General features: G+C 61.2%; 16 protein-coding genes. 7 read left to right on the forward strand and 9 right to left on the reverse strand.

The features are described 5' to 3' along the window. Window positions 1-80: 80 nt before the first annotated feature. The 3 genes from QLG12_RS22760 to QLG12_RS22770 form a co-directional block, all read right to left on the reverse strand. Window positions 81-1577: a YifB family Mg chelatase-like AAA ATPase gene (locus tag QLG12_RS22760; RefSeq protein ID WP_282475266.1), complete on the reverse strand. Its 1497-nt coding sequence runs from the start codon at window positions 1575-1577 to the stop codon at window positions 81-83. Between the two features lie 177 nt (window positions 1578-1754). Beyond that, window positions 1755-1925, reverse strand: a complete 171-nt coding sequence (locus QLG12_RS22765; RefSeq protein WP_170928908.1) for a hypothetical protein — start codon at window positions 1923-1925, stop codon at window positions 1755-1757. 839 nt (window positions 1926-2764) lie between these two features. After that, entirely contained in the window at window positions 2765-3025 is a 261-nt protein-coding gene (locus tag QLG12_RS22770; RefSeq protein ID WP_007920416.1) for an accessory factor UbiK family protein, read from the reverse strand. A 398-nt stretch (window positions 3026-3423) separates the two neighbouring features. Here QLG12_RS22770 and glnK point away from each other — a divergent pair, with 398 nt between their 5' ends. From glnK to sutA, 4 genes are all read left to right on the forward strand, one after another. Then, entirely contained in the window at window positions 3424-3762 is a 339-nt protein-coding gene (gene glnK, locus QLG12_RS22775; protein WP_002555808.1) for a P-II family nitrogen regulator, read from the forward strand. A 37-nt stretch (window positions 3763-3799) separates the two neighbouring features. Next, window positions 3800-5137, forward strand: coding sequence for an ammonium transporter (locus QLG12_RS22780; protein WP_007951904.1), 1338 nt, complete (start codon window positions 3800-3802; stop codon window positions 5135-5137). Between the two features lie 215 nt (window positions 5138-5352). Further along, entirely contained in the window at window positions 5353-5778 is a 426-nt protein-coding gene (locus tag QLG12_RS22785) for a secondary thiamine-phosphate synthase enzyme YjbQ (protein WP_011336526.1), read from the forward strand. A gap of 102 nt (window positions 5779-5880) precedes the next feature. After that, window positions 5881-6207 (forward strand): transcriptional regulator SutA, encoded by a 327-nt coding sequence (gene sutA / locus QLG12_RS22790; RefSeq protein WP_007951900.1) that lies wholly within the window; start codon window positions 5881-5883, stop codon window positions 6205-6207. Window positions 6208-6272: 65 nt separating this feature from the next. On the opposite strand, the gene QLG12_RS22795 is transcribed toward sutA, so the two are convergent. Genes QLG12_RS22795 through QLG12_RS22820 form a run of 6 tightly spaced genes read right to left on the reverse strand, consistent with a single transcriptional unit; the run spans window position 6273 to window position 10880 of the window. After that, a complete protein-coding gene (locus QLG12_RS22795; protein ID WP_197867119.1) occupies window positions 6273-6977 on the reverse strand; it encodes an HAD-IA family hydrolase in 705 nt (234 codons plus the stop codon). Further along, a complete protein-coding gene (gene xerC / locus QLG12_RS22800; protein ID WP_103385881.1) occupies window positions 6974-7873 on the reverse strand; it encodes a tyrosine recombinase XerC in 900 nt (299 codons plus the stop codon). The genes QLG12_RS22795 and xerC overlap by 4 nt, the downstream gene beginning before the upstream one ends. A gap of 2 nt (window positions 7874-7875) precedes the next feature. Beyond that, entirely contained in the window at window positions 7876-8601 is a 726-nt protein-coding gene (locus tag QLG12_RS22805; RefSeq protein WP_282475267.1) for a DUF484 family protein, read from the reverse strand. Window positions 8602-8614: 13 nt separating this feature from the next. Beyond that, window positions 8615-9445, reverse strand: coding sequence for a diaminopimelate epimerase (gene dapF, locus QLG12_RS22810; protein ID WP_085606073.1), 831 nt, complete (start codon window positions 9443-9445; stop codon window positions 8615-8617). Window positions 9446-9449: 4 nt separating this feature from the next. Next, entirely contained in the window at window positions 9450-10697 is a 1248-nt protein-coding gene (gene lysA, locus QLG12_RS22815) for a diaminopimelate decarboxylase (protein WP_007951889.1), read from the reverse strand. Between the two features lie 9 nt (window positions 10698-10706). Further along, window positions 10707-10880: a lipoprotein gene (locus tag QLG12_RS22820; protein ID WP_007951888.1), complete on the reverse strand. Its 174-nt coding sequence runs from the start codon at window positions 10878-10880 to the stop codon at window positions 10707-10709. A 239-nt stretch (window positions 10881-11119) separates the two neighbouring features. Here QLG12_RS22820 and cyaY point away from each other — a divergent pair, with 239 nt between their 5' ends. From cyaY to rnk, 3 genes are all read left to right on the forward strand, one after another. Next, window positions 11120-11452 (forward strand): iron donor protein CyaY, encoded by a 333-nt coding sequence (gene cyaY / locus QLG12_RS22825; protein ID WP_007951887.1) that lies wholly within the window; start codon window positions 11120-11122, stop codon window positions 11450-11452. Between the two features lie 4 nt (window positions 11453-11456). Further along, the gene (locus QLG12_RS22830; RefSeq protein ID WP_282475268.1) at window positions 11457-11681 is read left to right on the forward strand and encodes a DUF1289 domain-containing protein; all 225 of its coding nucleotides are present in this window, start codon (window positions 11457-11459) and stop codon (window positions 11679-11681) included. Window positions 11682-11809: 128 nt separating this feature from the next. Continuing rightward, on the forward strand, window positions 11810-12220 hold the full coding sequence (rnk, locus tag QLG12_RS22835) for a nucleoside diphosphate kinase regulator (protein WP_064379882.1): 411 nt from the start codon (window positions 11810-11812) through the stop codon (window positions 12218-12220). Window positions 12221-12224 lie beyond the last annotated feature (4 nt).

Here is a 12224-nt window from a genome sequence, read left to right on the forward strand (position 1 = left end):
GGCTACTGCAATAGCTTCAGATTCTTCCTGCTACACAAGGCAGCTTTTCCGAAGAAATCCTGCATTTATATGAACGATTTTCAACTGACGGTCGCCGGCCGATACTGCAACGCTTCGGCCAGATGCTCGCGACTGATATCCGCACGCTTCTCCAGATCCGCCAGCGTCCGCGCGACCTTGAGCAACCGATGCGCTGAACGCAATGACAAGGTCAGCCTTTCGCACGCCGTCTCCAGCCAGGTTTCATCGGTTGTGGATAACTTGCAGTGCTTCTTCAGCCCCGGCAAATCGAGAAATGCATTGGCACAGCCCTGGCGTCTTTGCTGGCGTTCGCGGGCCTCGGCGACCAATGTGGCCGCGCTGGCGCTGTCCTCTCCCGGTTTCACCGCCGGGTTCAACGCTGTCGCCTCCCGCGCCACCGTCAGGTGCAAATCGATCCGATCGAGCAACGGCCCCGATAACTTGTTGCGATAGCGCTGCACCATGTCCGGCGTGCACGAGCACTTGCCGCTGGGCTCGCCAAGATATCCACAAGGGCAGGGATTCATCGCTGCCACCAGCTGGAATCGTGCGGGAAACCGCACTCGTTCCTTGGCCCGTGCGATGACGATGCAGCCGGATTCCAGCGGTTCGCGCAGAACCTCCAGCACCTTGCGGTCAAACTCGGGCAGTTCATCAAGAAACAATACGCCGTGGTGAGCGAGTGTGATTTCGCCGGGCTGCGGTTTTGAGCTGCCACCGACCAGTGCCGGCCCGGAGGCTGAGTGATGCGGCTGGCGAAACGGGCGCTGCGGCCAGTGGGTCAACGGTGCGCCGCTGGCGACGGATTGAATCGCCGCCACTTCCAGCGCTTCACTCTCGGCCAGCGGTGGCAGCAAGCCCGGCAAACGACTGGCCAGCAACGTCTTGCCCGTCCCCGGTGGCCCGCTGAACAGCAGGTTGTGGGCACCGGCGGCGGCAATCAGCAGCGCACGTTTGGCGGCCAGTTGGCCCTGTACCTCATTCAAGTCGGGATAGGGTTTGGCGGCATGGATCAGCCCGTCCGAGACATAAGGCTCGACCGGAGTATGCCCATTGAAATGCGCCACGACCTCCAGCAGATGATCCACCGCGATCACCCTCAGTCCCGAGGCCAGACACGCTTCCTCGGCATTCGCCCGTGGCACCACCAGCGTCCGCCCGGCCTTGCGCGCCGCCAGCGCCGCCGGCAACACCCCGCGCACCGCCCGCACGGCGCCGGACAACGCCAGTTCGCCAAGGCACTCCACGTCATCGAGCGTCAACGTCGGCACCTGCACACTCGCCGACAGAATTCCCAGCGCAATCGCCAGGTCGAAGCGGCCGCCATCCTTGGGCAGATCCGCCGGCGCCAGATTCAAGGTGATCCGCCGCGCCGGAAACTGCAGCCCGGAATTGATGATTGCACTGCGCACCCGGTCCTTGCTCTCCTTCACCGCCGCTTCGGGCAGGCCGACCATGGTCAGCGAGGGCAAGCCATTGGCGAGGTGAACTTCAACGGTGACAGCGGGGGCATCCACGCCAATCTGGGCGCGACTGTGGACGATGGCGAGGGACATGGTCGTTCCTTGAGTTGAATCGGGGGCCGCTTCCTGCGGTTTTTTAAGGGTAGTCGGGGAGGAGAGTGTTGGAGGGACGGCTGCCTGGGCAAACCTTCACTGGATGTTGCTGGAGTCGAAATGATTAATCGTCAGGCGTAAAAAAACCGCCAACCAGGCGGTCTTTTAATTCGGGATTCAGGTTCCGCCACCGGCGAGCCAGCCATCTGGCTCCAGTTCTTTGCCATAGGTCGCGGCGACCTTCAAAAAATTCCGCTGACTGGCAGAAATCGTATCGGCCAAACTGGGCCCTTCTACACGAAGCCTGGATGCAAGTAACGGCTGTTTTTTCCGCTTCTTCTGTTTCATAGACACCTCGTGTCTGTGTTCTGTTTGGATCGGGCCGCAGAAGGTAGCGAAGGCAGGGATACTCACGTAATCAGGCTTGGGGACAGTCCTTTTAGGACGGTACTTGCGTGAGTGTAGGACGTTGGTGTGGGCAGATTGAGGTGTGATACAGCTTGGGAGCTAAACAGTTGCTGTGACTAATCCTCAGAAAACCGATTGTTGCAACTATCTCGAGGCGAAAAAAAACCGCCTTGAGGAGACGGTTTTTAGTTGCAGGCTTCGGTGAGTCCAAGGCCTGCGCATCCTTAGTGGACACACTCGCGTATCCCGAGGTTATGCATGTTTGATCGTTGGCGCAAGCATCAGCGAAATTTTCGCCAACCAAGTGTGAGCTGGAATGAGGCATAACCCTCTCTTTGCCAGTACTCGATTAATGACTTGATACAACTTGTTTAAGTTGCTTTTCAAGGTCTGCCATACCATCCGCTGCGACGATGCCCACTCATCGAGTGTTCACAAAGTGTGGTCGGGAACATAACGATTTTCATGTTCCTCGACACGGTGTGAGACCCGTGCCGGTGTTGTTTTGGGGGATCCACACCCGGCCGCCTTGGTGGGCACACTCGTGTGTAGTCCCGAAGGTGTTCGTACGCCGGAAAGAGCATCGGAGGTTTGGCCCCACGCAAGGAGGGCCAAAATATGTCTAAGTTTCTTAAACATATGTGGCGCCTCGTCAGGATCGCGCTATGGGCTTTTCGCCTGTACGAGATTCTGCGAGACCGTTGGAATAATTCCCTGTAAGGATTAAACCGACGGAAACCGTTCCTGCCTCGGCAGGAGCGGTTTTAGCTTCTCGATATTCACTCAGCCGGCGGCGTCAGCTTCGCTTCCATCTCCGCCACCTTCGCCTCAAGGCTCTCCAGCCGGGCGCGAGTGCGCGCCAGCACGACCATCTGACTGTCAAACTCTTCGCGGCTCACCAGGTCCAGTTTGCTGAAGGCACTTTGCAGCAGCATCTTGAACTGGCTTTCGATTTCGGCTTTTGGCAAGGGCGTGTCGCCGCTGAACAGGCGGGAGGCGGTGCCGCTCAGGGCGTCGAGGAAGTCTTTGGGCGCGAGCATGGGATATGTCCTGGAAACAATGGCCGGCAGTGTATCACGCAGTGTCTATAGTCATTGGCGCAGGCACGGATGCACGCTTTTCGCGCAATGGCATGCACGGCCGCGCACCGTTGTTGTGCGTATCCCGAGTGCCATTTGGGTGATGGCATCTGCCGCAGCGGCCAAGGGATTGAAATCAGTGGTTTTTGGCGAGATGGCAAGCTTTCTGCTTAGTCACCTTCGACCCATGCACTGATGCAGTCGCTGTGACGAATGCAGTGCGGCAGACGGAGCGGGGAGTTTCGTCTGGAGCGGTTAGCTGGCGTCGACAACGAAGCGTTACAAAGCCAGGCACTGCGCTTAGACTTGAGTCGGGTTTGTTTTCCTGGGGCAAGTCCACCAATTCGGGAGAGAGTTTCATGAAGCTAGTCACTGCCATCATCAAGCCGTTCAAGTTGGACGACGTGCGCGAGTCGCTGTCCGAAATCGGCGTGCAGGGCATTACCGTTACTGAAGTCAAAGGCTTCGGTCGGCAGAAGGGTCACACCGAGCTGTATCGCGGCGCGGAGTATGTGGTCGATTTTCTGCCCAAGGTGAAAATCGACGTTGCCATCGACGACAAGGATCTGGATCGGGTTATCGAGGCGATAACCAAGGCTGCCAACACCGGCAAGATCGGTGACGGCAAGATCTTCGTGGTCAATCTGGAACAGGCGATCCGCATCCGTACCGGCGAAACCGATACCGACGCGATCTAAACGCCGCCACAAACCCAACGCCCCAGGAGAAAACAATATGACTCTGCGTAAATTCGCAGGGCTTGGAGCCCTGTTGTCTATCGTAATGCCCGGCCTGGCCATGGCGGCAGACGAAGTGGCAGCTCCAGTCCTGAACTCCGGCGACACCGCCTGGATGCTCACCTCCACAGCCCTCGTGCTGTTCATGACCATTCCCGGCCTCGCGCTGTTCTACGGCGGCATGGTTCGGTCGAAAAACATTCTTTCCGTGATGATGCAGTGCTTCGCCATTACCGGTCTGATCAGCGTCCTGTGGGTCATTTATGGCTACAGCATCGCGTTCGACACCACCGGCATGGAGCAGGGCGTCGTCAACTTCAACTCGTTCGTGGGCGGTTTCGGCAAGGCGTTCCTCGCCGGTGTCACGCCAGCGAGCCTGACCGGCCCGGCGGCGCTGTTCCCCGAGGCGGTCTTCATCACCTTCCAGATGACCTTCGCGATCATCACCCCGGCGCTGATCGTCGGTGCGTTCGCCGAGCGGATGAAGTTCTCCGCGATGCTGATCTTCATGGGCATCTGGTTCACCCTGGTCTATGCACCGATCGCGCACATGGTCTGGTCCGGCAACGGCGGCCTGATGTGGGACTGGGGCGTACTCGACTTCGCCGGCGGCACCGTGGTGCACATCAACGCCGGTGTGGCCGGTCTGATTGCCTGCCTGGTACTGGGCAAGCGCAAAGGCTTCCCGACCACCCCGATGGCGCCACACAATCTGGGTTACACCCTGATGGGCGCGGCGATGCTGTGGGTTGGCTGGTTCGGCTTCAACGCCGGTTCCGCTGCGGCCGCCAACGGCACCGCCGGCATGGCGATGCTGGTGACCCAGATCGCGACCGCCGCTGCTGCACTGGGCTGGATGTTCGCCGAGTGGATCACCCACGGCAAACCAAGCGCACTGGGTATCGCATCCGGCGTCGTTGCAGGTCTGGTGGCGATCACTCCGGCCGCGGGCACCGTGGGCCCGATGGGCGCCCTGGTGATCGGTCTGGCGGCGGGCGTGGTGTGCTTCTTCTGCGCCACCACCCTGAAACGCAAACTCGGTTATGACGACTCCCTGGATGCCTTCGGCGTGCACGGTATCGGCGGTATCCTCGGCGCGATCCTGACCGGTGTGTTCGCTGCACCGTCGCTGGGTGGCTTCGGCACCGTCACCGACATCGCTGCACAAGTCTGGATTCAGTGCAAAGGCGTCGGCTTCACCGTGATCTACACCGCGATCGTCACCTTCATCATCCTCAAGGTACTGGATGCCGTGATGGGGCTGCGCGTGACCGAGGAAGAAGAATCGGTCGGCCTGGATCTGGCACAACACAACGAGCGCGGCTACAACCTGTAAGCACGCGCCGCAAAAAACTTGCCCGGTTCGCCGGGCATTTTTTTGTCTGGAATTTGTCTCCCCTGATACAGCTGAAAGGATTTTTCGTACTGCTTTGGTCGTGTTTACGACGAGTGTTTTTCTGCGGCCAAAGGCTTACATCATTGAAGGAATATTAGGGCCTTTGTTTTTTTCCAGAGCGCGCTAGAATGCGCCCCGAACGTGCGGAGAACTGTATGTGGCAACAGACTCTGATAACCCTGCGGGCGCGGCCCCGGGGCTTTCATCTGGTGACCGACGAGTTGCTCGCCGGCCTGCCTGAACTCAAGGCATGCCGGGTCGGTCTGTTGCATTTGTGGCTGCAGCATACCTCGGCGTCGTTGACCATCAACGAGAACGCCGATCCGGCGGTACGTCGCGACTTCGAACGATTTTTCAATCGTCTGATCCCACAAGGAGCAGACGGCTATGAGCATAACGACGAAGGCCTGGACGACCTCCCGGCGCACTTCAAGGCCAGCGTGCTGGGCTGTCAGATCAGTTTGCCGGTAACGGCGGGCCGACTGGCACTGGGTACCTGGCAAGGCGTTTATCTGGGCGAGCACCGTGATCATGGCGGGGCCCGTAAAGTCCTCGCCACCTTGCACGGTGAAGGGGCATAAACCGTTGGTCACCAATGGTTACCGATTTTTTTCCGGCGACTTTCGACAGTCGTCAAAGCTGGTCTATAACTAATCTGCTTTTCGCAAGTCATGAGGTAGAACATGAGCGACGATGATCTGGAAAACGACGACCTCGAAGTAGGCGACGAAGACGAGGCCGAAGACGGTCTGGAAGCAGCAGCGGAAGACGTTGCTGAAGACGATGGCGGTGACGATACGCCGGCCCCGGCTGCCAAAGGCAAGGCCAAGGCTGCGGTGTCGGTCGACGAGTTGCCGAGCATCGAAGCCAAGAACAAGGAGCGCGATGCCCTGGCCAAGGCCATGGAAGAGTTCCTTGCACGCGGCGGCAAGGTGCAGGAAGTGGAGGCCAACGTGGTCGCCGATCCGCCCAAGAAACCGGACAACAAGTACGGCAGCCGCCCTATCTGAGGCGTGTCGCTCGCTTGCTGAAAAAGCCCGCCGTCGCTGCGGGCTTTTTCATGGGCGAAAGAAAGTTAGCCGCGGCTGTTCCAGCGGGCGAGCACCGCGGGCAGATCGTTCAGGCTACGAATCTCGGCATCCGGCAGGCGCTCCGCTTCCCAGACCTTGCCGGCCGGGTTGAACCAGATCGCACGCAATCCCGCTTGCTGCGCCCCGGCGATGTCGTCCCCCGGGTGGTCACCGATATGCACCGCCGCCTCGGCGCTCACGCCACCGCGCTGCAACGCTTCATGGAACAGTCGCGCATCCGGCTTGGCGATGCCGATGTCTTCGGCGCACAGCGCAAACTTGAAGTAGTCCGCCAGCCCGAGACGACGCACATCGGCGTTGCCGTTGGTGACCACACCGAGTGCGTAGTGTTTCGCGAGGGTTTCCAGGATTGGCTCCACCTCCGGGAACACTTCGATCTGATGCCGCGCATGCAGAAACACTTCAAAACTCTTGTCTGCCAGATCCGAAGCTTCGCCATGGGCGTATCCGGCTTCCTCCAGCGCATGGAACAGCACTCGTCGGCGCAGCGCGCTGATGCGGTGCTTCAATCCCGGCTCGTTGGCCAGCACCCGCTCGCGGATCGACCACAGATGTTCCACCGGCACCGCGCCCAGATTCGGCGCATGTTCGCTCAGCCATTCGCGCAAAACCGCTTCGGCGCTGACGATCACCGGGGCGGTGTCCCACAGGGTGTCGTCGAGGTCGAAGGTGATCAACTGGATGCTCATGAATCATCGCCTTTCATGCGTTTGGCCCGTGGATGGGCGCTGTCGTAGACCGCCGCCAGGTGCTGGAAGTCCAGGTGGGTATAGATCTGGGTGGTCTTGATGTCCGAGTGGCCGAGCAGTTCCTGCACCGCGCGCAGGTCCTGGGAGGACTCGAGCAAATGGCTGGCGAAGGAATGCCGCAGCATGTGCGGGTGCAGGTTCTGCCCCAGCTCGCGTTCGCCGGCCAGTTTGACCCGCACCTGAATCGCGCGCGGGCCAAGGCGTCGGCCTTGCTGGCTGACGAATACCGCGTCGTCCGCCGGGTTGGTCAGCGCCCGCAGCGGCAGCCATTGCTCCAATGCTTCACGGGCCTTTTTGCCGACCGGCAACAGGCGTGTCTTGCTGCCTTTGCCGAGCACTTGAACCATGCCGTCCGCCAGATCGAGCTGATCGAGATTGAGCCCGGTCAGCTCCGACAGACGCAGGCCGGAGGAATAGAACAGCTCCAGAATCGCCTGATCGCGCCGCGCGAGGAAATCGTCCTCGACCGCACCTTCAAGCAGTTGCAGGGCGCGGTCGGTGTCGAGGGTTTTCGGCAGGCGGCGCTCGCCTTTGGGCGGTGCCAGACCGGTGGCCGGATCGTGATCGCAGAGGCCTTCACGATTCAGATAGTGATAGAGCCCGCGCACCGCCGAGAGCAGGCGCGCCAGACTGCGCGAGGACTGGCCTTGGGCATGCAGGCGGGCGATCAGGCTGCGCAGGCGCTGGATGTCGAGCGCCTGCCAGCTGCCGATGTTCTGTTTGATGCACCAGCCGAGGACTTTATCGAGATCGCGCCGGTAGGCCGACAGCGTGTGCGGCGACACCTGCCGCTCACTGCGCAGGTGTTCGCAGTAAGCGTCCAGTTGCCGTTCCATGGTCAGCGTACCGAGCGCAGGGAGCTGTTGACCCGTGGCAGCACGCGACCCATGACTTCGGCGATGTAGCTGAGGAACAGCGTGCCGACCGAACTCTTGTAGTGCTGCGGGTCACGGCTGGCGATGGCCAGGATTCCGTGGATACCTTGATGGCTGACGGCGACCACGGCAGTGGAGCCGATCTGCTTGCGCTGCTCTTCGCCGAACAGGAAGTCCAGCTCATGTTCGCGCAGGCTGCCGCTGACGCTCTTGCCTTCGGTGAGCAGGCCGCCGATGGCGGTCTGCGCGTCGGCGTGGGTCACCCAGCGGCCAACCGGGGCCGGGTTGTCGCCGAGCAGGATCAGGCTGACGAAGGGCACCTGGAAATCCTGGCGCAGGCTGTCTTCGACGCTGATCACCACGTCTTCCAGGGTGGCAGCGTCCATCAGCGCAAGGATCAGGCGACGGGTCTTGTCGAACAGGCGATCGTTGTCACGGGCGACGTCCATCAGGTGCGAGAGACGGTGGCGCATCTCGATGTTGCGGTCGCGCAGGATGGCCATCTGGCGCTCGACCAGCGAGACGGTATCGCCGCGCTGATGGGGGATTCGCAGGGACGGCAACAGTTCTTCATGTTCGACGAAGAAGTCCGGATGAGCCTCCAGGTACGCGGCAACTGCTGCCGCCTCCAGGCTCTCGGACGCTGATTCACCGGACTGTCGGGTGGGTACCTGAGGCTTATCGGTCATGGCTTCTGCTCACTCAAAGACGCACTTGTCCTTCGTATACGCGCACTGCCGGGCCGGTCATCAACACCGGTTGGCCGGGGCCTGCCCACTCTATGGACAGACGCCCGCCCGGCAGGTCGATCAACAGTGGCGAATCCATCCACCCCTGACTGATCGCCGCTACAGCAGCAGCGCAGGCACCGGTGCCGCAGGCCTGGGTTTCCCCGGCGCCGCGTTCCCACACGCGCAGTTGCGCGCGATGGCGGTCGATGACCTGGAGAAAACCGACGTTGACCCGCGCCGGAAAGCGCGGATGGTGTTCGATTTTCGGCCCCAGTTCATGCACCGGTGCAGTGTTGATATCGCTGACCCGCAGCACCGCATGGGGGTTGCCCATGGACACCGCCGCCAGATCGATCGGCGTACCGTCGACATCGACCTGATAACTCAGGGCCTGCTCCGGCGCCTGGAACGGGATGTCCGCCGGCACCAGGCGCGGGGCGCCCATGTTCACGCCGATCTGGCCGTCGTTACGCACGTCCAGCTCAATGATGCCGCCCTTGGTCTCGACGCGGATCTGCCGTTTGGCGGTCAGGCGTTTGTCGAGCACGAAGCGGGCGAAGCAGCGCGCACCGTTGCCGCACTGCTCCACTTCGGAACCGTCGGAGTTGAAGATCCGGTAACGGAAGTCCACATCCGGATTGCTCGGCGCTTCGACAATCAGCAACTGGTCGAAACCGATGCCGGTGTGCCGGTCGCCCCACATTTTCGCGTGCTTGGGCTGAATATGTGCGTGCTGACTGACCAGGTCGAGAACCATGAAGTCGTTGCCCAGGCCATGCATCTTGGTAAAACGCAGCAGCATGGGGTCACTCCGGCAGCAGGCTTTCGCCGGCAAACAGCTCGGCCACGGTTTCGCGGCGACGCACTTCAAAGGCCTGATCGCCATCCACCAGCACTTCGGCGGCGCGGCCGCGGGTGTTGTAGTTGGAGCTCATCACGAAACCATAGGCACCGGCTGAATGCACGGCCAGCAGATCGCCTTCTTCCAGCGCCAGTTCACGTTCCTTGGCGAGGAAGTCGCCGGTTTCGCAGATCGGGCCGACGACGTCGTAGGTACGCGCAGCGGTCTCGCGTGGCTTGACCGGGGTCACGTCCATCCAGGCCTGGTACAGCGCCGGGCGGATCAGGTCGTTCATGGCCGCGTCGACGATGGCGAAGTCTTTGTGTTCGGTGTGCTTGAGGTACTCGACCTGAGTCAGCAGCACGCCGGCGTTGGCGACGATGAAGCGGCCCGGTTCGAACACCAGCGCCAGATCACGGCCGACCAGGCGCTCGCGCACAGCCTTGATGTAATCGGCGGCCAATGGCGGCTCTTCATCGCGATAACGCACACCCAGACCGCCACCGAGATCGATGTGGCGCAGGTGGATGCCGCAATCGCCGAGGCGATCGACCAGATCCAGCAGGCGGTCGAGGGCATCGAGGAACGGCGGCAGGGTGGTCAGTTGCGAACCGATGTGGCAATCGACGCCGACCACTTCCAGGTTCGGCAGGTGCGCGGCACGCACGTACACGTCTTCGGCGTCGGCGATGGCGATGCCGAACTTGTTCTCTTTGAGACCGGTGGAAATGTACGGGTGGGTGCCGGCATCGACGTCCGGGTTCACGCGCAGCGAGATCGGCGCGCGAACGCCCAACTCGGCGGCGACCACTTGCAGGCGCTCGAGCTCGTCGGTGGATTCGACGTTGAAGCAATGCACGCCGACTTCCAGCGCACGGCGCATGTCGTCACGGGTCTTGCCGACGCCGGAGAACACGATCTTGTCCGGGCTGCCACCGGCGGCCAGAACACGTTCCAGCTCGCCACGGGAGACGATGTCGAAACCGGCGCCGATACGCGCCAGGACATTCAGGACGCCGAGGTTGGAGTTGGCCTTGACCGCGAAGCACACCAGGTGCGGCATGCCGGCCAGCGCATCGGCGTAGGCCAGGTACTGGGCCTCGATGTGCGCGCGGGAGTAAACGTAGGTGGGAGTGCCGAAGCGATCGGCGATGGCGGACAGCGCCACACCTTCCGCGAACAGTTCCCCGCCACGGTAGTTAAAAGCGTCCATGGCGATCCCTTAGTAGACGTCGTGCTTGTGTGCCTTGGAGACAGGCTGCTTTTGCGAAGACTGGGCTTGCTCGGCCGGGTCCTGATCTTCATCGGGCAGGTACAGCGGGCCTTTTTGACCACAAGCCGAAACAAGGCAGGCAACCGCGACGAGCGCAGCAAGGGAAGAGATCAGGCGCTTCATGGCGAAATCCTTGAAAATGCGTTAATTGCGCCGGAGTATACCGGCCACCCGGCAGCTTGCCTATGCGACGGAACTCCCGTCCGGCGGGGCTCGGACTGCGGCGCGGAAACTTTTCCCGCGTGGCGGGTGGATATTTCGTCGCCGGGCAGGGCGCTTGGTCGTTATCCTTTGCAATCGGCTGGCAGCGTCCGTATCTTGCGGCGCTTGAGCCTGATCAGACATTTTTTGAGGTTGCCGCAATGAGTTTGTCCGAAGCCCGTTTCCACGATCTGGTCGATGAAACCCAGGAAAAACTGGAAGACATCTTCGACGACAGCGACCTGGACATCGACATGGAGAACTCGGCCGGTGTGCTGACCGTCAAGTTCGAAAACGGCACCCAGCTGATCTTCAGCCGTCAGGAACCGTTGCGTCAGCTGTGGCTGGCTGCCGTCTCCGGTGGTTTCCACTTCGACTACGACGAAGAAAGCGAGCGCTGGATGTGCGACAAGAGCGAAGAGCAGCTGGGCGAAATGCTCGAGCGCATCGTCAAGCAGCAGGCCGGCACCGAATTCGATTTCGAAGGCCTGTGATTCTGTGACTGATACTGCGCCTGCCCGTCCGCCGAAGCCGCTTTACAGCAACGTCAGCCCGGCCGTGCCTTCGCCGTGCACTGGCGTGTGCCGGCTGGATGAGCAGAGGGTCTGCCTCGGTTGCATGCGCCATGTCGAAGACATCCGCGAGTGGCGCTCGGCCGATGACGAGCGCCGCCGGGTGATTTGCGCGCAAGCGGCTCAGCGCCGGCAGCTCGCCGGAGCGTAGCTTGTATATTTTTTGAGCTGTGTTAGTGTCCGGAAACGCCTCAACCCATCGAGGCCTGGTGAAAACCCCGTCTTTTTTGGCGGGGTTTTGCTTTTTTTGTGTGCAGAAGAAAGGAGTCTGCCCGGATCATGACCGCACCTTCCATCACCCTTACCCGTCTGGACGTGCAACGTCTGGAGCGCCTGATCGACAGCCTGGATGACACGCTGCCGGGCGTGATCGCGCTGCAAACCGAACTGGACCGCGCCGATACCCTGGTCGGTCACGATGAAGTACCTGCCGATGTCGTGACGATGAATTCCCGCGTGCACTGCCGTGAAGAAAGCAGTGGCAAGGACTACCACCTGACCCTGGTCTATCCGAAGCATGCCAACGCCGACGAAGGCAAAATCTCGATCCTGGCTCCGGTCGGCAGTGCGCTGCTGGGCCTGAAGGTTGGTCAGCACATCGACTGGCCGGCCCCGGGCGGCAAGACCCTGAAACTGACTTTGCTCGAAGTCGAATCGCAGCCGGCCAACGGCGGTGATTTCCCGGAGTAACCCG

Source organism: Pseudomonas sp. V88_4, assembly GCF_029967985.1.
Lineage (GTDB): Bacteria > Pseudomonadota > Gammaproteobacteria > Pseudomonadales > Pseudomonadaceae > Aquipseudomonas > Aquipseudomonas glycinae.